The organism is Streptomyces sp. NBC_00647, assembly GCF_045207245.1.
Taxonomy (GTDB): domain Bacteria; phylum Actinomycetota; class Actinomycetes; order Streptomycetales; family Streptomycetaceae; genus Streptomyces.
Genome location: NZ_CP109040.1, coordinates 2,887,457 through 2,912,427, shown reverse-complemented (window position 1 = coordinate 2,912,427; position 24,971 = coordinate 2,887,457). Strand labels below are relative to the sequence as shown.

The 24,971-nt window shown below is 70.6% G+C and carries 22 protein-coding genes; 19 read left to right on the top strand and 3 right to left on the bottom strand.

Annotated features, from left to right (window positions below):
• The first annotated feature begins 104 nt into the window (after window positions 1-104).
• The 17 genes from OG788_RS12850 to OG788_RS12770 all read left to right on the top strand — a co-directional run bounded on the left by OG788_RS12850 (window position 105) and on the right by OG788_RS12770 (window position 19,156).
• Window positions 105-692, top strand: coding sequence for a TIGR03086 family metal-binding protein (locus OG788_RS12850; RefSeq protein WP_406370821.1), 588 nt, complete (start codon window positions 105-107; stop codon window positions 690-692).
• A 261-nt stretch (window positions 693-953) separates the two neighbouring features.
• Window positions 954-1,781, top strand: coding sequence for an MBL fold metallo-hydrolase (locus OG788_RS12845; protein WP_406370819.1), 828 nt, complete (start codon window positions 954-956; stop codon window positions 1,779-1,781).
• 189 nt (window positions 1,782-1,970) lie between these two features.
• Window positions 1,971-2,627: a GntR family transcriptional regulator gene (locus OG788_RS12840; RefSeq protein ID WP_406370817.1), complete on the top strand. Its 657-nt coding sequence runs from the start codon at window positions 1,971-1,973 to the stop codon at window positions 2,625-2,627.
• A complete protein-coding gene (locus OG788_RS12835; protein ID WP_351537442.1) occupies window positions 2,624-3,532 on the top strand; it encodes a dihydrodipicolinate synthase family protein in 909 nt (302 codons plus the stop codon). The genes OG788_RS12840 and OG788_RS12835 overlap by 4 nt, the downstream gene beginning before the upstream one ends.
• Window positions 3,520-5,250 carry an L-arabinonate dehydratase gene (gene araD, locus OG788_RS12830; protein ID WP_406370815.1) on the top strand — a complete coding sequence of 577 codons (1,731 nt, stop codon included), beginning with the start codon at window positions 3,520-3,522 and terminating at the stop codon, window positions 5,248-5,250. The genes OG788_RS12835 and araD overlap by 13 nt, the downstream gene beginning before the upstream one ends.
• Before the next feature lie 199 nt (window positions 5,251-5,449).
• Window positions 5,450-6,385 carry a sugar ABC transporter permease gene (locus tag OG788_RS12825; protein ID WP_351537455.1) on the top strand — a complete coding sequence of 312 codons (936 nt, stop codon included), beginning with the start codon at window positions 5,450-5,452 and terminating at the stop codon, window positions 6,383-6,385.
• Entirely contained in the window at window positions 6,382-7,287 is a 906-nt protein-coding gene (locus OG788_RS12820) for a carbohydrate ABC transporter permease (RefSeq protein ID WP_406370812.1), read from the top strand. The genes OG788_RS12825 and OG788_RS12820 overlap by 4 nt, the downstream gene beginning before the upstream one ends.
• Complete coding sequence (locus tag OG788_RS12815) at window positions 7,284-8,513, top strand: Gfo/Idh/MocA family protein (RefSeq protein ID WP_406370810.1); 1,230 nt, start codon at window positions 7,284-7,286, stop codon at window positions 8,511-8,513. The genes OG788_RS12820 and OG788_RS12815 overlap by 4 nt, the downstream gene beginning before the upstream one ends.
• On the top strand, window positions 8,510-9,352 hold the full coding sequence (locus OG788_RS12810; protein WP_406370808.1) for a PmoA family protein: 843 nt from the start codon (window positions 8,510-8,512) through the stop codon (window positions 9,350-9,352). Before OG788_RS12815 ends, OG788_RS12810 begins: the two co-directional genes overlap by 4 nt.
• The gene (locus OG788_RS12805) at window positions 9,352-10,917 is read left to right on the top strand and encodes a family 43 glycosylhydrolase (RefSeq protein WP_351537468.1); all 1,566 of its coding nucleotides are present in this window, start codon (window positions 9,352-9,354) and stop codon (window positions 10,915-10,917) included. Before OG788_RS12810 ends, OG788_RS12805 begins: the two co-directional genes overlap by 1 nt.
• A gap of 178 nt (window positions 10,918-11,095) precedes the next feature.
• On the top strand, window positions 11,096-12,478 hold the full coding sequence (locus OG788_RS12800; RefSeq protein ID WP_406370806.1) for an ABC transporter substrate-binding protein: 1,383 nt from the start codon (window positions 11,096-11,098) through the stop codon (window positions 12,476-12,478).
• 251 nt (window positions 12,479-12,729) lie between these two features.
• Window positions 12,730-13,524: a rhamnogalacturonan acetylesterase gene (locus tag OG788_RS12795; RefSeq protein WP_406370804.1), complete on the top strand. Its 795-nt coding sequence runs from the start codon at window positions 12,730-12,732 to the stop codon at window positions 13,522-13,524.
• 76 nt (window positions 13,525-13,600) lie between these two features.
• Entirely contained in the window at window positions 13,601-14,929 is a 1,329-nt protein-coding gene (locus OG788_RS12790) for a polysaccharide lyase family 1 protein (protein WP_406370803.1), read from the top strand.
• Window positions 14,930-14,931: 2 nt separating this feature from the next.
• Window positions 14,932-16,074 carry a pectinesterase family protein gene (locus tag OG788_RS12785; RefSeq protein ID WP_406370801.1) on the top strand — a complete coding sequence of 381 codons (1,143 nt, stop codon included), beginning with the start codon at window positions 14,932-14,934 and terminating at the stop codon, window positions 16,072-16,074.
• A 1-nt stretch (window position 16,075) separates the two neighbouring features.
• Complete coding sequence (locus OG788_RS12780; RefSeq protein ID WP_406370799.1) at window positions 16,076-17,095, top strand: pectinesterase family protein; 1,020 nt, start codon at window positions 16,076-16,078, stop codon at window positions 17,093-17,095.
• Between the two features lie 43 nt (window positions 17,096-17,138).
• Complete coding sequence (locus OG788_RS12775) at window positions 17,139-18,248, top strand: right-handed parallel beta-helix repeat-containing protein (RefSeq protein WP_406370797.1); 1,110 nt, start codon at window positions 17,139-17,141, stop codon at window positions 18,246-18,248.
• Between the two features lie 113 nt (window positions 18,249-18,361).
• Window positions 18,362-19,156 carry an HAD family acid phosphatase gene (locus OG788_RS12770; protein WP_356754108.1) on the top strand — a complete coding sequence of 265 codons (795 nt, stop codon included), beginning with the start codon at window positions 18,362-18,364 and terminating at the stop codon, window positions 19,154-19,156.
• 176 nt (window positions 19,157-19,332) lie between these two features.
• Here OG788_RS12770 and OG788_RS12765 read toward each other — a convergent pair whose 3' ends face one another.
• On the bottom strand, window positions 19,333-20,163 hold the full coding sequence (locus OG788_RS12765; protein WP_406370794.1) for a pectate lyase: 831 nt from the start codon (window positions 20,161-20,163) through the stop codon (window positions 19,333-19,335).
• Window positions 20,164-20,580: 417 nt separating this feature from the next.
• Here OG788_RS12765 and OG788_RS12760 point away from each other — a divergent pair, with 417 nt between their 5' ends.
• Window positions 20,581-21,783 carry an IS110 family transposase gene (locus tag OG788_RS12760; protein WP_406376641.1) on the top strand — a complete coding sequence of 401 codons (1,203 nt, stop codon included), beginning with the start codon at window positions 20,581-20,583 and terminating at the stop codon, window positions 21,781-21,783.
• 39 nt (window positions 21,784-21,822) lie between these two features.
• On the opposite strand, the gene OG788_RS12755 is transcribed toward OG788_RS12760, so the two are convergent.
• Window positions 21,823-22,680, bottom strand: a complete 858-nt coding sequence (locus OG788_RS12755; RefSeq protein WP_406370792.1) for a hypothetical protein — start codon at window positions 22,678-22,680, stop codon at window positions 21,823-21,825.
• Window positions 22,677-23,243 (bottom strand): SigE family RNA polymerase sigma factor, encoded by a 567-nt coding sequence (locus OG788_RS12750; protein ID WP_356754112.1) that lies wholly within the window; start codon window positions 23,241-23,243, stop codon window positions 22,677-22,679. Before OG788_RS12750 ends, OG788_RS12755 begins: the two co-directional genes overlap by 4 nt.
• A 254-nt stretch (window positions 23,244-23,497) precedes the next feature.
• Between OG788_RS12750 and OG788_RS12745 the strand changes: the two genes are divergently transcribed.
• Window positions 23,498-24,949, top strand: a complete 1,452-nt coding sequence (locus OG788_RS12745; RefSeq protein ID WP_266757302.1) for an NCS2 family permease — start codon at window positions 23,498-23,500, stop codon at window positions 24,947-24,949.
• The last annotated feature ends 22 nt before the right edge of the window (window positions 24,950-24,971 follow it).

Sequence of the window (24,971 nt, the reverse complement as noted above, 5' to 3'; positions counted from 1 at the left end):
CGTCCGGCTGTCCTGGTGCGGGGGCCCGCGGGTCGGGGAACCGATGAGTTTCGGGTGCGGGCGCGGTCTACCCCGCAGTGGACACGAGTTCTGAGGAGAATCGGATGACCGGCCAGACTTTCGACCTCGGGCCGCAGGCCCTGATCGTGGCGCGGCTCACGGACGCGGTCACGGACGACCGGCTCGACGGGGCGACCCCGTGTCCGGACTACGCGGTGCGCAACATCCTGGGGCACCTGGCCGGGCTGTCCGTCGCCTTCCGCGACGCGGCGCGCAAGGACCTGGGCGCGACGACCGACACGAGCCCGGACTCCGCCGTGCCCGACATCGGGCCCGGGTGGCGCGAGGCTCTGCCGAAGGCGCTCGACGAACTCGGCGACGCCTGGCGTGACCCGGCCGCCTGGACCGGGATGACCCGGGCGGGCGGAGTGACGCTGCCGGGCGCGGTCGCGGCGGCCGTGGCCGCCGACGAACTGGTGGTGCACGGCTGGGACCTCGCGCGGGCCACGGGCCAGGGGTACGAGCCCGACGCGGTCGCCCTGCGGGCCTCGTACGAGTTCCTCAGCGCCGCGGCCGAGGACCCGACCCGGGGCGGCGGCATCTTCGGCCCCGTCGTCCCGGTACCGGACGAGGCGCCCCTCCTGGACCGCGTGATCGGCCTCAGCGGCCGCGACCCCGGCTGGAAGCCGTAGCGGGGCAGCGGGAGCGTCGCCGTGACGGCGGGGAGCCGAGCGGCGGACAACGACCGGCCGGCCCCCTGAAGTCCGGCCGCAGACCGGGAGCCGAAGGCCGGCAGCCGGTGCTCGCGCCTTGTACCCACGTGCCGCACGGCCTCGTGGGCGCGCCGCCGTACGGCCGCAGCTCGTCCGCGTGCGGGTACGGCCGCAGACCGGAGTGGTGCGCGAGGCGAAAGGCAGGCGCCCCGGCCGTCACGGGGTCCGTACGCTTCCCGTATGGCCTCCGCCTCCCCCGCATCCGACGACGCGCCCGCCCCGGACCCCGTTTCCTCTCCCGCTCCCGGATCGGTCCTCACCTTGACCGTGCTGGGTACCGGGTCCCCCCACCCGCGGCCCGGGCGCCCCTGCTCCGGGTACCTGCTGCGCGGCGGGGGCGCCGAGGTATGGGTCGACGCGGGTCCCGGGACCTTCGCCGAGTTGCAGAGGCACACCGATCCGGCGCGGCTGGACGCGATCTGGATCTCCCATCTGCACGCCGACCACTGCGCCGACCTGCTGCCCGCGATGTACGGGCTGGCGTACGGAGGGCTAGCCCCCGCGGCGCCCCTGCCCGTCTACGCGCCGCCGGAGCTCGGACCCCGCCTCGCGGGGTTCTTCGGACAGCGTGATCCCGGGTTTCTGAGCGGCGTCTTCGACCTCCGACCCCTGTACGACGGGCACGAGAGCCGGGTCGGCGGCCTGGTACTCGACACCCGTGCCGTCGTGCACGACACCGAGGCGTACGGGCTGCGCGCCGAGTGCGGGGGGAGCGTGCTGGCGTACTCCGGGGACAGTGGGCCCTGCCCCGCTCTCGTCGAACTCGCCACCGGAGCCGACCTGTTCCTCTGCGAGGCCGACGTCGACCGGCATCGCGAAAGTGAACGCCCGGTGCACCTCACCCCCGAGGACGCGGGAGCGGTCGCCGAGGAGGCGGGCGTGGGGGAGTTGCTCGTCACCCACGTGGGGCCCACGCTCACGCGCGAGTCCGCGACCGGGCGCGCCGCGGCCGTCTTCGTCGGCGGCCGGACCTCCACCGCGCGCGAGGGCGAGACCCGGACCGTCTGAGGCCCGCGCCCGGCACTTCACTTCAACTTCCTTTGTCGGAAGCGTTGACGAAACACGGTCACGCTCCTACCTTCAACGCGTCGTACTTCGTACGTCATATATGAGACGCGATATGCGAGATCCGAGATCGATGTCCGCGATTCGATGCCCGGCTCCCGTGATCCGAGACGTGAGACCAGAGAGGCGCGCATGACCTCTGTGCCCACCCCGATCCCGTCCCGCACGCAGTTCGTGCTGGAGGGGATCAAACACCGCATCCTCACCGGGCAGTTGACCCCGGGGCAGGCCCTGGTCGAGACCGACCTCGCCGCACAGTTCGGAGTGTCGAAGACACCCGTGCGCGAGGCGCTCAAGACCCTGGCCGGCACCGGGCTCGTCGTGATGAACCAGTACAAGGGCGTCACGGTGCGCATGGTGGACGCGGACATGGCGCGCGAGGTGTACGACGTACGGCTGCTCCTCGAACCCGAGGCGCTGCGCCGGGCGGTGCGCCGCGGAGCCTCCCTCGACGCCGCCCGTGACGCGCTCAACCGTGCCGACGACGCCGCCGACACCGCCGAACGATCCCTGGCCAACCGGGAGTTCCACCGCGCCCTGTACGTGCCCTGCGGCAACCCGCTGCTCGCCCGGATGCTCGACGAGGTGCGCGACCAGGCGGCGCTCGTCTCGGCGGTCGCCTGGGCGGCCGATCCCTCCTGGGAGCGGGAGGCGAGCGAACACCGGGAGATCGTGAGGCTCGCCCTCGCCGGCGACGCCGACGGCGCGGCGGCGGCACTGCACGCGCACATCGCGTCGTTCGTGCAACGGGCCTTCCCCCAGGGCCAGGAAGAGGACGGACAGGAATGACAGCGACGTTCGAGACCCAGCGGGCGGCTCTCGCCGAGGTCGTGGCGATCCCGGTGACCCCGTTCGCCGAGGACGGCACGATCGACCGCGACACCCACCGGGCCCTGCTGCGCCGGCTGATCGACGGCGGCGTCCGCACCCTCACCCCCAACGGCAACACCGGCGAGTTCTACGCCCTCACCCCCGAAGAGCGTCAGCTCGTCACCGAGTTGACCGTCGAGGAGGCCGGCGACCGGGCGGTGGTCCTCGTCGGCGTCGGGCACGACGTGCCGACCGCGGTCGCCTCGGCGCGGCACGCCCGCGCGCTCGGCGCACCGATGGTGATGGTCCATCAGCCCGTGCATCCCTACGTCTCGGAGAGCGGCTGGGTCGACTACCACCGGGCCATCGCCGAGTCCGTGCCGGAGCTGGGTGTCGTGCCGTACATCCGCAACCCGGGGCTCGCGGGTTCGCGGCTCGCCGAACTCGCGGACGCCTGTCCGAACGTCATCGGCGTGAAGTACGCCGTTCCCGACGCCGCGCGCTTCGCGTCCTTCGCGCGGGACGCCGGGCTCGAACGGTTCGTCTGGGTGGCCGGACTCGCGGAGCCGTACGCTCCGTCGTACTTCTCGGCGGGTGCCACCGGCTTCACCTCGGGCCTGGTGAACGTCGCTCCGGCCGTCTCGCTGAACATGATCGAGGCGCTCCGGTCCGGCGACTACCCGGCCGCGATGAAGGTCTGGGAGCAGATCCGCCGCTTCGAGGAGCTGCGCGGCGCGAACGCCTCCGCGAACAACGTCACGGTGGTCAAGGAAGCCCTGTCGTCGCTCGGCCTGTGCCGCCGCGACGTCCGCCCGCCGAGCAGGCCGCTGCCCGAGAGCGAGCGCTCCGAGGTCGCCGCGATAGCCGCCGGATGGTCGCTGTGAAACGGCCCGAGGACCTCCGGAGCCATCAGTGGTACGGCACCGACGGGCTGCGTTCGTTCAGCCACCGGGCCCGGACCCGGCAGCTCGGCTACCTCCCCGAGGAGCACCTGGGCAAGCCGGTCATCGCGATCCTCAACACCTGGTCCGACATCAACCCGTGCCATGTGCACCTGCGCGACCGCGCGCAGGCCGTGAAGCGGGGCGTGTGGCAGGCCGGCGGATTCCCGCTCGAGTTCCCCGTGTCCACGCTGAGCGAGACCTTCCAGAAGCCGACCCCGATGCTCTACCGCAACCTCCTCGCGATGGAGACCGAGGAGCTGCTGCGGTCGTACCCGGTGGACGGGGCCGTGCTGATGGGCGGCTGCGACAAGACCACGCCCGCGCTGCTCATGGGGGCCGCCTCGGTCGATCTGCCGACCGTGTTCGTGCCCGCCGGGCCGATGCTCCCGGGCCACTGGCGCAACGAGGTCCTCGGCTCCGGCACCGACATGTGGAAGTACTGGGACGACAAGCGCGCCGGTCTCATCGGGGACTGCGAGATGACCGAGCTGGAGAGCGGGCTCGCCCGGTCGCCGGGCCACTGCATGACGATGGGCACCGCGTCCACGCTGACCGCGGCCGCCGAGGCGCTCGGGGTCACCGTGCCGGGCGCGTCGAGCATCCCCGCCGTCGACTCCGGACACGACCGGATGGCCGCCGCGGCGGGGCTCAGGATCGTCGAACTGGTCCACCAGGACCGGACGTTGTCCGACATCCTCACCGCGGAGGCCTTCGCGGACGCGGTGACGACGGTGCTCGGTCTCGGCGGATCGACGAACGCCGTGATCCATCTGATCGCCATGGCAGGGCGCGCCGGTGTCACCCTCACGCTCGACGACTTCGACCGGACCGCCCGGACCGTGCCCGTGCTCGCGAACGTCAGGCCCGGTGGACGGACGTACCTCATGGAGGACTTCCACTTCGCCGGCGGCCTGCCCGGGTTCCTGTCGCGGATCACCGATCTGCTGCACCTGGACCGGCCCACGGTGTCCCACGACAGCATGCGCGAGCAGCTGGAGAGCGCCCGGGTGCACAACGACGACGTCATCCGCACCCGGGAGAACCCGGTCGCGGCCGAGGGCGGAGTGGCCGTCCTGCGCGGCAACCTCTGTCCCGACGGCGCCGTCATCAAGCACATCTCCGCCGAACCGCATCTGCTCAAGCACACCGGTCCCGCGGTCGTCTTCGACGACTACCGCACGATGCAGCGGACCATCAACGACCCGTCGCTCGGCATCACCGCGGACAGCGTCCTCGTGCTGCGGGGCTCCGGCCCCAAGGGCGGGCCGGGCATGCCCGAGTACGGGATGCTGCCCATCCCCGACCACCTGCTGAAGCAGGGTGTCCGGGACATGGTGCGGATCTCCGACGCCCGGATGAGCGGCACCAGTTACGGCGCGTGCGTGCTGCACGTGGCGCCCGAGTCGTACGTCGGCGGCCCGCTCGCCCTCGTCCGGAGCGGGGACACGATCACCCTCGACGTCGAGGCACGGTCACTCCAGCTCAACGTGGACGACGCGGAGCTGGAGCGCAGGCGGGCCGAATGGACACCGCCGATCGTCCGGTACGAGCGCGGCTACGGCGCGCTCTACACCGAGCAGATCACCCAGGCCGACACCGGCTGCGACTTCGCGTTCCTGGCCCGGCCGGGCAAGGTGCAGGACCCGTACGCGGGCTGAACGACCCACGGCCGCGCTCCACTTGGCCCGTGTCATGAACGACCGGTATCACGAACCACCGGCATCACGAACGGCGAGCAGGACGAACGGCCCGTATCCCGAACACCGTACGCGAAGCGCTCGACCTCTGAGCATCGAGCAAGCGCTTCCTACGGACCACGCACGTGCTCCACGGCACCCGCTAGAACGGAGAACTGTCATGGCCCAAGCCGCAGCCGTGGCGAAACCGCCCGCGCCACCCCGGCGGCGCCGTGCTTCCGCGACCCCGCGCAGGCTTCCGTATCTGCTGATCGCCCCGGCGGCGCTGCTGATGCTGGGCTTCATCGCCTACCCCGTCATCAGCGTCTTCTACTACAGCCTGCAGAACTACAACCCCACCAAGCCGTGGCGCAACGGCTTCGCGGGTTTCGACAACTTCGTGCACGCCTTCACCGACGACCCCCAGTTCTGGGACACGCTGACGTTCAGCGCGAAGTGGGTCTTCGTCGAGGTGGGCCTCCAGCTGCTGTTCGGTCTGGCACTCGCGCTGATCGTCAACCAGACCTTCGTCGGGCGGGCGGCCGGCCGCGCGCTGGTCTTCTCGCCGTGGGCCGTCTCCGGGGTGCTCACCTCGGCGATCTGGGTGCTGCTCTACAACTCCCAGACGGGCATCACCCGTTACCTCGCCGACGCCGGCATCGGCTCGTACGGGACCAGCTGGCTCTCGGACACCTCGACCGTCTTCCCGGCGGCCGTGGTCGCCGACCTGTGGCGGGGTGTCCCCTTCTTCGCGATCCTGATCCTCGCCGATCTCCAGTCCGTCTCCAAGGACCTCTACGAGGCCGCCGAGGTCGACGGAGCGAGCCGCGTCCGCCAGTTCCTGCACATCACGCTGCCGCACCTCAAGGACGCGATCATCCTCTCCACACTGCTGCGCGCGGTGTGGGAGTTCAACAACGTCGACCTGCTCTACACCCTGACCGGCGGCGGACCCGCGGGCGAGACGACGACCCTCCCGCTCTACATCGCCAACACCAGCGTCGACGCCCACAACTTCGGCTACGCGTCGGCCCTCACCACGGTCGCGTTCGTGATTCTGCTGTTCTGCTCGATCGTCTATCTGCGGCTGAGCAAGTTCGGAGGCGGGGACAAGTGATCACCAAGGACGCCGACACGGCCGCTCCGGCCGCCCCCGCCCCGCCGGCCGACGAACCCCGCCCGGACGAGCGGAAGAAGAAGCGCCGCGCCTGGGACGAGGCCCCGCGCTGGCAGATCTACGTCCCCCTCGGCATCTACCTGCTCTTCACCCTGATCCCCTTCTACTGGATCCTGCTCTTCGCTCTGCGCCCGGCCGGGTCCACCTCGCTCGTGCCCTGGCCCATGACCTTCGAGCACTTCGACAAGGTGTGGACCGAGCGCAGCTTCGGGACCTACTTCCAGAACAGCGTCCTCATCGCCGTCGCCACGCTGGTGATGACCACGCTCGTCGCCCTCGCCGGCGGCTACGCGCTCGCCCGCTTCGACTTCAGGATCAAGCGCGGCTTCATGCTCGCGCTGCTCTGCTCGCAGTTCGTGCCGGGCGCACTGCTCCTGGTCCCGCTCTTCCAGATCTTCGCCGAGCTCCGCATGATCAACTCACTGGCCAGTGTCATCATCGCCGAGACGGTCTTCCAGCTGCCGCTGTCGATGATCCTCATCAGCGGCTTCATCAGGAACGTGCCGTACTCCCTGGAAGAGGCCGCCTGGGTCGACGGCTGCAACCGCTTCGACGCCTTCCGGATCGTCGTCCTCCCGCTGCTGCGCCCCGGGCTGATCGCCGTCGGCTCCTTCGCCTTCGTCCACGCCTGGAACCACTTCCTGTTCGCCCTGATGTTCCTCAGCGACCAGAGCAAGCAGACCATCCCCGTCGGCCTCAACACCCTGATGAGCTCCGACAGTGTCGACCTGGGCGCGCTCGCCGCGGGCGGCATCATCGCCGCCGTCCCCGTGGTCGTCGTGTTCGCCTTCATCCAGAAATGGCTGATCACCGGATTCAGCGCGGGGGCGGTGAAGGGATGATGCCCGCCTCGCCCTCCGACCGTGCCGGGCACCGAGCCGGTCCGCGGAACGCCCCCGCGGGCCGCCCGGCGAACACACCGCCCGGCGCACTCCCGCTGCCCGTCGTCCTCGCGGGCGCCCGGGGCCACGGCGGCTGGCACCTGAACAACATCCGCCGTCTCCAGGACAAGGGCCTGGTGCGCCTCGCCGGCGTCTGCGAGCTGACCCCGCTCTCCCTGGAGGAACTGGGAGGGCAGCACGTCGAGCAGTCCGCCGACTTCGGGGCCCTGCTCGACTCCACCGGCGCCGCGGTCGCGGTGATCTGCACGCCCATCCCCACCCACACCGACCTGGCGCTGACCGCCGCGCGCAGAGGCGTACACCTGCTCCTGGAGAAGCCGCCCGCGCCCTCCTACGCCGAGTTCCGGCGGATGGCCGACGGGGTCGCGGCGGCCGGAGTGGTCTGCCAGATCGGCTTCCAGTCGCTCGGCTCGCACGCCGTGCACGCCATCAGGAAGCTGATCGGCGAGGGCGCGCTCGGCCGGGTGACCGGCATCGGCGGGGCGGGGGCCTGGGCACGCGACGAGGCGTACTACCGGCGCGCGCCCTGGGCGGGAAAGCGCCGGCTGAACGGCGTGGACGTGGTCGACGGTGTCCTGACGAACCCGCTGGCCCACGTCGTCGCCACGGCCCTCGCGCTGGACGGCTCGACCCGTGCCGAGGACGTCACCGGCATCCGGACCGAGCTGCTGCGCGCCAACGACATCGAGTCCGACGACACCTCGTGCGTGCGGATCACGACCACCGGGGGCCGGATCACGGTCGCCGCGACGCTCTGCGCCGAGCGGCCCGGCGAACCGTATGTCCTGGTGCACGGCACGGGCGGCCGGATCACCTTCTGGTACAAGCAGGACCGGGTGCTCGTGCAGCGGTCCGGGCGCGGCCCCGAGGAGATCGAGTACGGCCGCACGGACCTGCTGGAGAACCTGGTCGGGCATCTGACGGACGGCGCCGAACTGCTGGTCCCGCCCGAGTCGACCGGCGCGTTCATGAAGGTCGTCGAAGCGATCCGGCAGGCCCCCGACCCGGTCGAACTGCCCCCGGACATCTGGGAGCTGCTCCCCGGCGAGCGGCGCCGCGCGGTGCGCGGCATCGACGGATTCGTCGCGGCGGCCGCCGACACCCTCGCCCTCTACTCCGAGCTGGGCGCCTCCTGGGCGCTCCCGAACGAGGTGAGCACCCGATGAACAACGAGTCGCTGGTCCTGAGGGTCACCGGCCGTCCCGTCGGCCGCTACGTCACCCGGCCCGCACTGCCGGCCCGGCTCTCCCCGCGTCCGTATCTGCACCCCGTCACCACCCTGGCCGGCACGGCCGTGACCGAGCTCAGCCCCGCCGACCACGCACACCACCTCGGCGTCGGTGTCGCCGTACCCGACGTCGAGGGGCACAACTTCTGGGGCGGGCGCACCTACGTCCGCGACCAGGGGCCGACCGAGCTCGACAACCACGGCGCCCAGCGGCACTCCGCCTTCCAGCTGCGCGACCCCGACGGCTTCGTGGAGGAGCTGCGCTGGGTGGCCGCCGGCTCCGAGCTGCTGCGTGAACGCCGTACGGTCGCGGCCGTCGAACTCACCGACTCCGCCTGGGCGCTGGACTTCACGTTCTCGCTCACGAACGTCACCTCGCGCGCACTGTCCCTCGGCAGCCCGGCCACCAACGGCCGGCCCGGCGCCGCGTACGGCGGCTTCTTCTGGCGGGCCCGCAAGGAAGCGGACACCCCGCGCGTGTTCACCGCCGACGCCGAGGGCGAGGAAGCGGTGCACGGACGCCCCGCCGACTGGCTCGCCCTCGTGGGCGCCGGCTGGACGCTCGTCTTCGCCGGGGCCACCGGCACCACCCGCCGCGACCCGTGGTTCGTCCGCACCGCCCAGTACCCGGGCGTCGGCTCCTCCCTCGCGTACGAGAACCGGCTCACCGTCGAGGCGGGCGACACGCTCGTACGCCGGGTCGTCACCGTCGTCGCCGACGGCGTCCTCGACCGGGACGGGGCGGCCGCCCTGGTGCGCAAGGCGGTGAGCCCCTGATGGCCCTGCCCTCCGCCGACCTGGGTGACGGCACCTACCGCAACCCGGTCCTCGACGCCGACTGGTCCGACCCCGACCTGCTGCGCGTCGGCGACGACTTCTACCTCACCGCCTCCAGCTTCGGCCGCGCCCCCGGTCTGCCCCTGCTGCACTCCCGGGACCTGGTCAACTGGACGCTGGTCGGACACGCCCTCCAACGCCTGGAACCCGTCGCGGAGTTCAGGAGCCCCCGGCCCGACTGCGGTGTGTGGGCGCCCTCCCTGCGCCATCACGACGACCGCTTCTGGATCTTCTGGGGCGACCCCGACCACGGCATCTTCCAGGTCAACGCGCCCGAGATCAGAGGCCCTTGGACCCGGCCGCACCTGGTCAAGGAGGGCAAGGGGCTCATCGACGCCTGCCCGCTGTGGGACGAGGAGACCGGCGAGGCGTATCTCGTGCACGCCTGGGCCAGATCCCGGTCGGGCGTGAAGAACCGGCTCACCGGACACCGGATGCGCCCCGACGGCACCGGGCTGCTCGACGAGGGCAAGGTGATCGTCGACGCCGACCGGATTCCCGGCTGGTTCACCCTCGAAGGCCCCAAGGCCTACCGTCACGACGGCTGGTTCTGGATCTTCGCGCCCGCCGGGGGAGTCGAGACCGGATGGCAGGGCGCCTTCCGCTCGCGCGGCTTCTTCGGGCCCTACGAGGAGCGGGTGGTCCTGGAACAGGGGAACACCCGGGTCAACGGCCCGCACCAGGGCGGCTGGGTGCGCACGGCGGCGGGTGAGGACTGGTTCGCGCACTTCCAGCAGCGCGGACCCTACGGACGGGTGGTCCACCTCCAGCCGATGCGCTGGGGAGCGGACGGCTGGCCGGTGCTCGGCGACCGGGGCGCCCCCGTCGCCGTACACCGGAAGCCGGACCTGCCGTCCCAGGCGCCGTCCGCGCCCGCCACGGACGACGACTTCCCCGGTGGCCGCTTCGGGCGCCAGTGGCAGTGGACCGCCAACCCCGAGGACGGCTGGGCCACCCAGCACTCCGGCGACGGACTCCGGCTGAGCTGCGTCCGCACGACGGACGCGTCCGACCTGCGCGCACGTCCCCATGTCCTCACCCAGCGGCTGCCGGGTGCGGCCGCCACCGTCCGGGTCGACCTGCGCCTGGACAGCGAGGAGCCCGGGGCGCGGGCCGGGCTCGTGGTGCTCGGCGACGCGTTCAGCTGGATCGGGCTCCAGCGGGAGCCGGACGGATCGGTTCGGCTCGTGCACCGGTTCGCCGAGCCGGTCGCCGGGGGAGCACCCCCCGCGTCCCCGGAGCCGGGCGGGAGCGAGCGCGAGGCCGCTCCGGCACGGACCGCGCCCGAGGGCCGGGCCCGGCTGTGGATCGAGATCGGCGCGGGGGCCCGCTGCCGCTTCTCCTACGACGTCGGTGGCGGCCGGCAGCCCTCGGGGCAGGTCTTCGCCGCGACCGGCTGGCGCTGGGTCGGCGCCCTGCTCGGCCTGTTCGCGCAGGCACCGGCCGGCGGGGGCCACGCCGGCGCCGCCACGTTCACGCGTTTCCGTGTCACCGCGACCCGCTGAGGGTCGATTCCTGCCGTTCGTCCGCCTGTTGGGAGCCGCAATGACGCACCTCCGTAGCAAGCGCTTGCCGGATGCGGAGGGAAGGGCACGCCCCTTCCGGAGGCAGCCGGATGCCGATCTCCGAGAACGACTCACCGACCCCACAACCCCGTTGGATCCAGAAGAAGAGAGCCGACCAATGAAGATCAGCCCACAGAAGATCAGCCCACTGGGGACCGGCCCGATCGGGACCGGCGTCCGTGGAGCCAGGCGGGCGGCCATGGCCGTCGCCCTCGGTTCCGTGCTCGCGCTGACCGTCACCGCCTGTGGTGACAGCGGCAGCGGCAGCGCGGGGGACAAGGGCACCGAAGGCTCCGGCAAGGGCGAGATCACCTTCTGGGACAACAACGGCGGTGTCCGCACCGACATCTGGAAGCAGATCATCGCCGACTTCGAGAAGAAGTACCCGGACATCAAGGTCAAGTACGTCGGCATCCCGGCCGCGAGCGCCCAGTCCAAGTACGACACCGCCATCCAGGGCGGCGGCCTGCCCGACGTCGGCGGCGTGGGCACCGCGATGCTCGCCGAGGTCGCCGTCCAGGGAGCGCTGGAGCCGCTGGACGGCCGGATCGAGAAGAGCGCGCTGAACGGCAGACTGAGCCAGAACCTGCTCGACGTCAGCCGGGCCGCGGGCGGCGGGGACACGCTGTACCAGGTGCCGACCTCCGCCAACAACGGCACGCTGTGGTACCGCACCGACCTCTTCAAGTCGGCCGGCCTGGACGCGCCGACCACCTGGTCGAAGTTCTACGACGCCGCCGACAAGCTCACCGACAAGGGCAAGAACAAGTTCGGCTTCACCATCCGCGGCGGCGAGGGTTCCATCGCCCCGGCGCTGGACGCGGCTTACGGCCAGACCGGGATCACCTCCTTCTGGAACGGTGACAAGACCACCGTCAACGACCCGAAGAACGTGGCGGCCCTGGAGAAGTACGTCGCCCTGTACAAGAAGGTCACCCCGTCCGCCGACGTCAACAACGACTTCACCAAGATGGTCGCGCAGTGGGACAGCGGCACCATCGGCATGCTGAGCCACAACCTCGGCTCCTACCAGGACCACCTGAAGGCGCTGGGCGCCGGCAAGTTCCGCGGGGTCCCGAACCCCACGATGGACGACGGCACGCGTGTACAGATCTCCAACCCGGTCGACGGGCTCAGCCTGTTCAAGTCCGGCAAGAACAAGGCGGCCGCCTGGAAGTTCATCGAGTTCGCCGTCTCGGCGGCGGAGAACTCCAAGTTCAACGAGTCCGCGGGCCAGGTACCGGCGAACACCGACGCCGCCAAGGACGCCTGGATCCAGCAGGCCGAGCCGACCAAACTGGCCGCCGAGGCGCTGAACGGCACCGGCACCAAGATCGTGCAGCTGCCGTACTACCTGCCCGACTGGAACACCATCTCCAAGGCCGACAACGAGCCGAACTTCCAGAAGGTGCTCCTCGGCAAGATGAGCGCGAAGGACTTCCTGGACACGCTGGCCGACCAGCTGAACAAGGCCCAGGCGGACTGGAAGGCCCACAACTAGTCCCGTGCGCCCGCGGAGGCCGGCTGTGGTGTGCGTCGCTCCGTGCCACGGCCGGTCCGGGTCGCCCCGCGGTCGGTCCGGGTCGCTCCGCGGTCGGTCCGGGGTCGCAGGGAGTCCTGCGGCCACGGGCCGACCCGGCCGGTGGCTCCCGCGGCCCGCGGCGGAGCCGCACATCGAAGCAGCCACGCGTCCCGTGGGGCGCGTCCCCTCACCCCTGTCGAAGCGAAACCTCTGTCGAAAGGCACACGCCCGTGTCCCTCACGCGCAGACAGGTCACCTCGGCGGCCGTGGCCGCCGTCCCCCTCGCCGTCGCCGCGACGGCACCCGCCTCGGCCCGCCCGAGCCGCCGGCCGCGCACCGTCCACATCGCCGGCGACTCCACCGCCGCCCAGAAGTACGCCGGCGCCGCACCCGAGACCGGTTGGGGCATGGCGCTCCCGTTCTTCCTGGGCCAGGACATCGTGGTCGCCAACCACGCGGTGAACGGCCGCAGTTCGAAGAGCTTCATCGACGAGGGGCGCCTCGGCGCGATCCTCGAGGTGATCCGGCCCGGCGACCTCCTGCTCGTCCAGTTCGGGCACAACGACGAGAAGACCGCCGATCCGACGCGGTACACCGAGCCGTGGACGACGTACCAGGACTGCCTGCGGCAGTACCTCGACGGGGCGCGGGCCCGGGGCGCGCGGCCGGTGCTCGCCACCCCGGTGGAGCGCAGAAAGTTCGACGCGGACGGCAACGCGGTGCCGACGCACGGCGACTACCCGGTGTCGGTGCGCGCGCTCGCCGCGGACGAGCACGTGGCGCTTCTCGACATCCAGGCCCTGTCCATCGCCCTGTGGCAGCGGCTCGGCGTCGAGGAGACGAAGAAGTACTTCAACTGGACCGCGACCGAACAGGACAACACGCACTTCAACCCGCCCGGCGCGATCGCCGTGGCCCGCCTCGTCGCGGCCGGACTGCTGCACCGCCGGGCGCTCGCGCCCCGGGACGTACGCCGCCTCGACGCGGAGATCCCCGAGTCCTGGATCACCTGGCCGACCGCCTGAACCGCTGATTTCCTGAGCCCCCGAATCCCTGAATCCCTTGAGTCTTTGAGTCCCTGAGCCGAAAGAGAGCCGCACCGTGAACACACAGAACTGGCATGCCCATGCCACAGCGCTGAGCGCGACCGCCGCACGGAGAGCGGCCGTGCTGATCGGCTGCACCGCCCTCGTGCTCGCCGTCACCGGCACCACCGCCCAGGCCCAGTCCCGCGAGCTCGGCCGCCAGACGCTCGCCGCGGGCGACGGCTGGGCCTCCGACGGGACCGGCACCACCGGTGGCTCGGCCGCCAAGGCCGCCCAGGTCCACACGGTCACGACCTGGGCGGAGTTCAGGGCCGCGCTCGCCGCCGACGGCAGCGCGCCGAAGATCATCAAGGTCAAGGGCACGATCGACGCGAACGCCGACGGCTGCGACTCCTTCGCCGCGCCCGGCTACGACTTCGACCGCTACCTCGCCGACTACGACCCCGCGGTGTGGGGCTACGACCAGGTGGTGAGCGGCGAGCAGGAGGATCTGCGCGCCGCCTCCGCCGCCAACCAGGACACCGCCATGAAGGCGTACGTCCCCGCCAACACCACCATCGTCGGCATCGGCCGCGACGCCGGCATCAAGGGCGCGAGCCTGCAGATCAAGGACGTCGACAACGTCATCGTCCGCAATCTCGCCTTCGAGAGCCCCCTCGACTGCTTCCCGCAGTGGGACCCGACCGACGGCGACACCGGCAACTGGAACTCCGAGTACGACAGCGCGGTGGTCTACGGGGCCACGCACGTCTGGCTCGACCACAACACGTTCACCGACGGCGACCACCCGGACAGCTCGCTGCCGACCTACTACGGCCGTATCTACGAACAGCACGACGGCGAACTCGACATCGTCAAGGGCGCCGACTACGTGACCGCCTCCTGGAACGTCTTCGCCGACCACGACAAGACCATCCTGATCGGCAACAGCGACAGCGCGGCGACCGCCGCCGTGGACCGCGGCCACCTGAAGGTCACCCTCCACCACAACCTGTTCACCGGCCTCGTCGAGCGCGCACCGCGCGTCCGCTTCGGACAGGTGGACTCCTACAACAACCACTTCGTCGCCGACGCCACCTACTCCTACAGCTTCGGCATCGGCATGGAGTCCCAACTCGTCGCCGAGCACAACGCGTTCACCATGCCGGACTCGGTCAGTGCCGCGAAGATCCTCAAGAAGTGGAAGGAGGCGCCGCTCACCGCAGCCGACAACTACGTCAACGGCGTACGGACCGATCTGATCGCCGTGCACAACGCGGAGATCCCCGCCGAGACGCTCCAGTCCGGTGCCGGATGGACACCGGCCCTGCGGACGAAGGTCGACGCGCCGAGGGCCGTTCCCGGCATCGTCGACCGTCGCGCGGGCTCCGGAAAGATCTGCTGACCATGGCCGGACACGCCTTCAGCAGAAGGGCGTTCGTCGCCGCGAGCACCGGAGCCGCACTGGCTCCCGTGCTCGCGGCCCCCGCCCGCGCCACCGGGCGCCCGCCCTTCGGGCGCCACGGCTCGCCGTCCGCGCGGCTCGACGCGCGGACGCTGTACGTCCACCCCGGCGGCCTCGGCGACCACACCACCGTGCAGGCCGCCGTGACCGCCGCGACCGGCGCCGGATTCACCCTGGTCATCGCACCCGGCGTGTACCGCGAGACGGTCTCGGTCGGAGCGGTCGACCCGGCGACCGGTCTGCCCGGCGCCGCCGGGTCCGAGATGACCTGGATCGGCGCCTCCGACGACCCGCGCGACGTCGTCGTCGTGTACGACAACGCCAACGGCACGCCCAAGCCCGACGGTTCGGGCAGCTACGGCACCACCGGGTCGGCGACGACCACCGTGCGCACCGACGGCTTCACGGCCCGATCGGTCACCTTCGCCAACGACTGGCTGCGCGCCGACCACCCCGGGACCACCGGCACCCAGGCCGTGGCGATCAAGGTGCAGGGCGACCGCTCGGCGTTCCACCGGTGCCGGTTCCTCGGTCACCAGGACACGCTGTACGCCGACTCGATCGCGCTGGGCACCTTCGCGCGGCAGTACTACCGGGACTGCTACATCGAGGGGGACGTGGACTTCGTCTTCGGGCGGGCCACCGCGGTCTTCGAGTCCTGCCACTTCCGCACACTGAACCGGACGGACCTGGCCGGAGCCCCGTACGGCTTCGTCTTCGCGCCGTCCACGGCCGTCGCCGCCCCGCGCGGATACCTGGTCACCCGCAGCCGGATCAGCAGCGCGGCACCCGACGCGTACTACAAGCTGGCCCGCCCCTGGGTGCCCGGCTCGGACACCACCGCCCGCCCCATGCTGACCGTCCGCGACACCCGGCTGGACGCCGGGATCGACGCGGTCGCGCCCTACGCCGACATGTCCGCCGCCTATCCCTGGCAGAGCCAGCGTTTCGCCGAGTACCGCAACACGGGCCCCGGCGCGGTGATCAGCGTCCCGGAGAACCGGCCCCAGCTCACCGAGGAGGAGGCCCGGTCGGCGAACCGTGCGGCGTACCTCGGTGACTGGACGCCGGGGAGGGGATGCTGAGATGCGCAGGCGCGCGCTCCTCGCCGGCATGGCCGGGGGAGTGGTGGCCGTCGCCGCCACCCCGGCCGCCGCCCGCGGCCGCCGGGTCCTGCACGTGTGTCCCGGCGACTCGGTCCAGGCCGCGGTGGACGCGGTGGACGGCCCCGGGCAGACGATCGTGGTCCACCCGGGAACGTACCGCGAAGTGGTCGACATCCCGGCCGGGAAGGGGGAGCTGACGCTTCGCGGTGCCACCCGTGACCCTCGTGACGCCGTCATCGTCTTCGCCCGGGCCAACGGCACGCCGAAACCGGACGGCTCCGGCACCTACGGGACCGCGGGCTCCGCCACGCTCACCTCGGCGGCTCCCGGGCTGACCGTGCTCGGGCTGACGATCGCGAACGACTGGCTGCGCGCGGACCATCCGGAGACCACCGGCACGCAGGCGGTCGCGGCCTACGTCACCGGCGACCGCTCGTGCTTCGCACGGGTGCGTCTGCTCGCCCACCAGGACACGCTGTTCGCGGACACCACGGACCTGGCGGCCTTCGACCGTCACCTCTACCGCGACTGCCACATCGAGGGCGACGTCGACTTCGTCTTCGGCCGGGCCACCGCGGTCTTCGAGCGATGCCACTTCCACACCCTCGACCGGGACGTCGCCTTCAGACCCGAGGGAATGGTCTTCGCGCCGTCCACGGCCCGCGCGAATCCCCGCGGTTTCCTGGCCGCCGGCTGCCGCGTCACCTCCGGCGCCGAGGACGCGGCGTACAAGATCGCCCGGCCCTGGGTCCCCTCGTACGAGACCACGGCGTGGCCCTCGCTCGTGGTCCGCGAGACGGAACTCGGGCCCGGCATCGACGCGGTGGCGCCCTACACCGACATGCGCGCGGCCTATCCGTGGCAGTCCATGCGCTTTCGCGAGTACCGCAACACCGGACCCGGCGCGGTGATCACCGTCCCGGAGAACCGTCCCCGGCTCACGGACACGGAGGCCGAGCAGCACACCCGTGCCGCCTACCTCGGCGACTGGTGCCCGTGATTCCCCCGTTCGATCCCCCAGCACGACGAAAGGACCGCAATCCATGTCTCGTCGTACCGCTCTCGGCTTAGGCGCCACCCTGGTGCTCGGCGCGGGCCTCGCCGCCCTCCCCACCCAGGCGCAGGCCGCCACCGTCGTCGTCGACACCACCGCCGAACTGACCAGCGCGATCTCCGGCGCCACCGCCGGGACCGTCATCCAGGTGCGCGGCGGCACCTACTACCCGACGGCCACCCTCCAGTCCACGGCGAACGGCACGTCGTCCTCGCCGGTCACGCTCACGGCGTACGGCTCGGAGACCGTGAAGATCGACGGCTCCTCGCTCCCGTCCGGCGCTTGGATCTTCAAACTCACCGCCGACTACTGGAACGTCTCGAACCTCACCTTCCAGAACTCCCCGGACAGCGCGGTCGTCTGCCAGTCCTGCACCGGCACCACCTGGAACACCGTCAAGACCATCAACGGCGGCGACTCCGGCTTCACTCTGACCGGTGACGGCACCGTCAACAACACGGTGAAGAACATCGACTCGTACGGCAACTACGACGCAGCCAATCACGGGGAGAACGCGGACGGCGTCGCCGTGAAGTTCGGCTCGGGCACCGGCAACCTGATCACCGGGGGCCGTCTGTACAACAACTCCGACGACGGCATCGACTTCTGGTCCTTCTCCTCGCCCGTCACTGTCGAGCACACCTGGTCCTTCGGCAACGGCAAGAACCGCTGGAGCGACTCGGCCTTCGCGGGGGACGGCAACGGATACAAGCTGGGCGGCGACGGCGAGGTCGTCGCGCACGTCGTCAACAACTCCGCCGCCTGGGACGACGCGGGCAACGGCTTCACCGAGAACTCCAACACCGGTGCCATCGTCATCAACCGCACCACCGCCTACGCCAACGGCAAGTACGGCTACTACTTCGCCACCGGTGCCGCCAAGCTCGGCAAGAACCTCGCCGCGAGCAACGGCACGGCGGTCTCCAAGGGTTCCTCGGTGACGTCGGCCGGCAACAACTGGGACTCCGGCATCTCCACCCCGGCCTTCAAGTCGACGGACGCCACGAGCACGTACAAGGCCCGGCAGACCGGCGGCGCTCTGCCTGTCACCACCTTCCTGACGACGGGCAGCACCACCATCGGCGCCACGATGAACTGACCGGCAGGCCCCGTCGCCTCCCGGGCGCTTGACCCGATTTTTGCCTGTGAAGGAGGTATCGATCAGGCAACGGGTCTCGCGTCGGGTCGGGTGACGCGCGTAGAACTCCTGTCATGCATAAGCCACTGCGCATCGCGGCCGTCGCCGCCACCTGTGTCGTCGCCGGTGCCGCCCTGTACGGCACCGGCGTCGCCACCGCCGGTCAGTCGACGGCGAACTCGACGCACGAGCCCTACAACATCGGGCTCCTCGTCAAGGACATCGACACCTACTACGGCACCACGCTCGACAGCAACGGGGTGTACCAGGCGTCCCCCGACAGCCAGTACGCCAAGGACCTCGCGCGGATCGACGCCGCCGCGAAGAAGGACATCGACAAGGCGGCCCGCAAGGCCCACCACCGGCACCAGAAGCCCGCGGTCGTCTTCGACATCGACGACACGCTGCTGCTCTCCCTCGACTACGAGAGGAAGACCAACTACACGTACAACTCGGCCTCCTGGGCCACCTACGTCGCCCAGGCGAACCGGCCCGCGGTGTTCGGCAGCCCCGAACTCGTCGCGTACGCCGAGTCCAAGGGCGTCGAGGTCTTCTACAACTCGGGCCTGAAGGAGTCGCAGCGCGTCTCCGCGGTCGACAACCTGAAGAAGATCGGCGTCGACGTCAACCTCGACTCCGAGCACATGTTCCTCAAGGACGCGGCGAACCCGCCCGCGTACCTGAGCGACTGCGCCACCGCCGCCGCCTGGAACTGCACGACGGTGCAGTACAAGGCCGGCACCCGCGAGCACATCGAGTCGCTCGGGTACGACATCGTCGCCAACTTCGGCGACCAGTACTCGGACCTCGAGGGCGGCTACGCCGACAAGACGTACAAGCTCCCGAACCCGACGTACTTCGTGAGCTGAACTTCGTGAGCTGAACGCGCCCGTCCGTATCCGCACGGGCGAACGCCCCCGCCGGTCGTCACCGGCGGGGGCGTTCTTCTGCCGGCCGAGGGGGGCTCAGGCCGACAGGTCCACACAGTCGATGACGTCAAAAACGAACGTGTGGTTGTTTCCGGGGTGCCGGCGAATCGCCGGACTCAGTCGTACGTGACGTCCGACGCCGTGAACCGGCACGACGTCCCGTCCGGGCCCGTGCCGATCTCCTTCGGCTCCTTGCCCGTGTTGTTGCCCTGGAAGCGGACACACGTCTTGATCTTCTTCTTGGTGTCGCCGTGGACGCGGATGTTGCGCAGCGAAGCCGTGTCGCCGTAGTTGGAGTTGATGCCCGCGATCGCCTTGCCCGGCGCCGTCACATCGACGTCGGCGATGACGACCGTCCGCTTGAACTGCGTCTTGCAGTTGCCGCAACTGCGCACCAGCTTGCCGAAGTTCTCGACCTGGAACTTGCTGACCACCAGTTTGCCCGCGCCGTTGAACTGCAGGACCTTGTCGTCCGCGCCCTTGGCGCCGCCGCCGTAGACCTTGTAGACGGCCGAGGACGACGTGCCCTTGAAGCTCGCCGCGTCCTCGCCGACGTCCAGCCACCACACGTTCTGCAGGGTGCAACTGCCAAGGCAGTGGACGCCGTCGGCGGCGGGGGTGCCGATGACGACGTTCTTGAGGACAGCGCCGTCCGCGAGCTCGAAGATCGGTCCCTGGTCCTCGTCCTGGCCGCCGGTCCCGAGGGCGCCGCTGCCGTAGAACTTCGTCAGCTTGCCGTCGTAGGTGCCCGACACCGAGATCGTCGACGACACGGCCTTGCTGCCTTTGGCCTCCGGCCAGGTCGTCGCCGCGCCCGCCGAGCCCAGCGCCGAGGTCGTGACGATCGCCGCGCCGGTGAGGGCGAGGGCGGACACGCCACCGATCACGGCACGCCGTCCGGTGACCCGGCGGCGGTGGCGGACGGGCTGTTCAACTCGTGCAGTCATGAACCGAGTTCCTTGAGTGGTGAGGAGATCTTGCCTCTCCTGGTCGCCACCGCCGGGGAAAGGGTTGCCGCGCCCGCGGATCTTTCTCGCGGGGGTCCGTCACGGGCCGCCGTGGCGACGGGGTCCGCCGCAGGCCGCCGCCGGTCGTCCGCCGGACGGCGGACGCGGGCCATGAGCCCCCCCCATTACCGTTTTGGTAGCCCCGCAATGGGGCGCCCGGCCTTCGGAGTGGGCATGACTTTCTCCCCCTGTCGATCGCATGTCTTGGGGGGTGGTGTCACCGGCTTCGAAGGCATCGACAGACCGCTGATTAGGGGCATGACCACCGGCTTCTTCGCAGGTCGGGAGGCTCTTCGTAATGTGGATGTGGCGATCGGTGCCGTGGGACGGCCGGGCGAGGACGACCGAAGGACGCACGTGATCGACGTCAGTGACATCGGCGCTTTCCTCGGCCTGGACGTCGGCAAAGGCGAACACCACGCCACCGCCGTCACCCCAGCCGGAAAGAAGGCTTTCGACAAGCGGCTGCCCAACAGCGAGCCAAAGCTCCGCGAAGTATTCGGCAAGCTGCAGGCCAAGCACGGGACCGTGCTCGTTGTGGTCGACCAGCCGGCCTCGATCGGGGCTCTGCCGCTGGCAGTGGCCCGGGACATGGGCTGCGAAGTCGCCTATCTGCCCGGGCTGACGATGCGGCGGATCGCCGACCTCTATCCCGGCGAGGCCAAGACCGATGCCCGGGATGCGTTCGTCATCGCCGACGCGGCCCGCGTCATGCCTCACACACTCCGCTCGGTCGCCCTCGAGGAAGAGACCATCGCCGAGCTGGAGATGATCGTCGGCTTCGACGACGACCTGGCCGGCGAAGCAACCCGCATCAGCAACCGCATGCGGGGCCTGCTGACGCAGATCCACCCGTCGCTGGAACGGGTACTGGGCCCGCGCGTCCAACACCCGGCCGTGCTCGAACTCCTCGACCAATTCGGCTCCCCGGCCCAGATCCGCAAAGCCGGACGGCGCCGGCTCGTGACGCTGATACGTCCGAAGGCACCGCGGATGGCCGAGCGACTCGTCGACGACATCTTCACCGCACTGGACGAACAGACCGTTGTCGTCCCAGGCACCGACGCGGCCGCTCTGATCGTCCCCAGCCTCGCCAACTCGCTCCGAGCGGTGCTTGACCAGCGGAAACTCTTGGCCACTCGGATCGAGGAACTGCTGGAGAACCACCCTCTTTCGAAGGTCCTGACGTCCATGCCGGGGATCGGCGTCAGGACCGGAGCCCGCATCCTCATCGACGTCGGCGACGGCAGTTCGTTCCCGACCGCCGCCCACCTCGCCGCCTACGCCGGCCTCGCCCCAACAACCCGCAGCTCGGGCTCCTCGATCCGCGGCGAACAACCCTCCCGACGCGGAAACAAGCAGCTCAAACGGGCCTTCTTCCTGTCCGCGTTCGCGGCTCTGGCCGACCCTGCCTCCCGGACCTACTACGACAAGAAGATCAGCCAGGGAAAGCACCACACCCAGGCCCTCCTCTGCCTCGCCAGACGACGAGCCGACGTGCTCTTCGCGATGCTCCGCGACGGCACCTTCTACGACCCACAGCCCGCCACATCAGCTTGACGAAACCCATAGGGGCACCCCCCCCGCGGCGCCCGTCCGCTACGAGTCGTCGTCGCCGTGCGCCGCGAAGTCCCCCGCCACGGTGGACCGTTCGCCGCTCTTCACGGTCGCCGTCACCGTGTAGCCGTCGTCCTTCGCGTCGCGGCCGCCGCGGTCGTGGTCGTACTGGCCCGCGAAGACCCACTCGCCCGGCCAGACCGTGTGCCCCGCCTTGAGCACCCAGGTGTAGACGAGGAAGCCGTCCCGTTCGGCGACGGTCGTCGTGAAGTCGCTCTCGGGCGCCGAACGCCAGGCGCCCGCGTCGCTCACCCCGCCGGTCTGCCGGATCTTCAACTCGACGGTGAGCGCGGTGAGTCGCTCGCCCGTCTTCAGGGTGACATCGCTCTGCGCCCAGAACTCGTTGCTGTGCGGGTCGACCGAGCCGTCCGACCACAACGGCCCGTCCGCGGTCTTCCCGGAGGGCGCCCGGGTCGCGGTGGGTGCGGTCGCCGTGGGGGTGTCCGAGGGCGACGGACCCGGCTCGTCGGACTCCCTCGGCGTACCGGAGCGACGGCTGGGTTCGGGTGCGACCGGCGCCCGCCCGGTCGGGTCCGGCGAGGGGTCGGGGGTCGGCGAGACCGCGACGGTCCGCTGTGGCGGGGCGTCGTCCCGCACCGCCGAGGCGACCGCGTAGCCACCCACCGCGAGGACGCTCGCGACCGCGGCCGTGGCGCCCACGACACGGGCCCAGCCGAGCAGGGGCGGGCGGGCCGCGCGTCGCGAGGGCCGCCGCTCGCCGACGCCCGCCATGCCCCGTTCCACGCGGGCCAGGATGTACGCGCGGTCGGGCTCGTGCGCCTCGGCCGCCTCGCGCAGCCGGGCGCGCAGCTCGTCGTGCACGTCCCGCGCCTCCCTCATCGGTCTCGCCCTCCGGCTCCGCCCAAGGGCAGCACTCCCGCGCGCACCCGCACCGACGCCTCCTCGGTGCCGAGCAGCCGCTTCAGTTCGGTCATGCCCTTCGATGTCTGGCTCTTCACCGTACCGACGGAGATCCCGAGGGCGAGCGCGGTGTCCTTCTCCGACAGATCGAAGGCGTGCCGCAGCACGACACAGGCGCGCTTGCGGAACGGCAGCCGGCGCAGCGCCTCCTGCACGTCGACCGTGCCCGGTACGTCGGGGTTCTCGGCCCTGTCCTCGCGCTGCGACCAGAAGAGCGTGATCCGTCTGCGCTCGCGCACCGCGGCGCGGATCCGGGTGCGGGCGAGATTGGCGACCACACCGCGCGCGTACGCCACCGGATGGTCGGCGGCCCGCACCCGGTCCCAGCGGTGCCACAGCGCGAGCAGCGCGTCGGCGGCCAGATCGTCCGCGGCGTCCGGCTCGCCCGTCAACAGCTGTGCCAGACGGGCCAGTTCGTTGTAGTGCCGCTCGAAGAAGGCGTGGAACTCCACGGAGGCGGCGTCGTCGACGACAGTGCCCACGGGGTACCTCTCCTCGCTCGGCGGTGGCACCGGTGCGGGTGCGGCGTATACGGCCCCTGTGATTCACCTGTGGGAAAGGGCGTTCCGGTGGGGCGAGTTGCGTGAGCGTACCAGCCGGTCGTACGGGCCTTCGAACAGCGTATGGCGGGCCGAACTCGATTCCGTAACACGGGGAAAACCTGAAAGCGGTTGATCGGGGGAACAATCCAGCCAGCATCCGCACACCAGGCACGCAGGTAACGAGGAGTATCGCCATGTCCGAAGCGCAGAAGGTGGCCGACCGGCCAAGTGCCGCACCCCCGGCGGCAGGCAGAGTCGACGGGTTCTTCAAGATAGCCGCGAGGGGCTCCACCTTCGGCCGGGAGATACGCGGCGGATTCGCCACGTTCTTCACGATGGCCTACATCCTCGTCCTGAACCCGATCATCCTGGGCAGCGCCAAGGACAAGTTCGGCCACCAGCTCGACGCCGTCCAACTGACCACCGCCACCGCCCTGGTGGCCGCGGTCATGACGATCATCATGGGCGTGGGCGGCAACCTCCCGCTCGCACTCGCCGCCGGCCTCGGTCTCAACGCGGTCGTCGCCTTCCAGATCGCCCCGCTGATGAGCTGGGACGACGCGATGGGCCTGATCGTCCTGGAGGGCCTGCTCATCTGCGTGCTGGTGGTGACCGGTCTGCGGGAGGCCGTCATGCACGCGATCCCGCAGCCGCTGAAGCAGGCGATCAGCGTCGGTATCGGCCTGTTCATCGCCTTCATCGGCTTCGTGGACGCCGGTTTCGCCACCCGTATCCCGGACGCGGCGAACACCACCGTGCCGGTGCAGCTCGGCGGCACGGGCGCGCTCGCCGGCTGGCCGATTCTCGTCTTCTGTCTCGGTGTCCTGCTGACCATCGGTCTGCTCGCCCGCAAGGTCAAGGGCGCGATCCTGATCAGCATCGTCACCATGACGGTCGTGGCGATCGTCATCAACTCCGTCGCCGACATCAAGAGCTGGGGCCTGACCACGCCCAAGGTGCCCGACGACGTGGTGGCCTCACCGGACTTCGGGCTGCTCGGTCACTTCAGCCTGTTCGGCGCGTTCGGCGAGACCAGCGCGATCACCGTCGTCCTGCTGGTCTTCACCCTCGTCCTGTCCGACTTCTTCGACACCATGGGCACGGTCGTCGGCATCAGCGCCGAGGCGGGCCTGCTGGACGAGGAGGGCAAGGTGCCGAACCTCGGGCGGGTGCTGCTGATCGACGGCGCCGCCGCGGTCGCCGGCGGCGCGGCCTCGGCCTCGTCCTCGACCTCGTACATCGAGTCGGCCGCGGGCGTCGGCGAGGGCGCGCGCACCGGGTTCGCCAACCTCGTCACCGGTGGGCTGTTCGCCCTCGCGCTCTTCCTGACGCCAATCCTCACGATCGTCCCGCTGCAGGCCGCGGCGCCCGCGCTCGTCGCCGTCGGCTTCCTGATGATGACCCAGGTCAAGCACATCGACTGGGACAAGTACGAGATCGCCATCCCCGCGTTCCTGACCATCGCCGTGATGCCGTTCACGTACTCGATCACCAACGGCATCGGCGCGGGGTTCCTGGCGTACGTCCTGATCAAGACGGTGCTGGGGAAGGCCAAGGAGGTCCACTGGCTGCTGTGGGCGGCCTCCGCGCTGTTCCTGGTGTACTTCGCGATCGACCCGCTGGAGCAGCTGCTCGGGGTGAAGTAGCCGGACCTCATGGCCCCGCGCT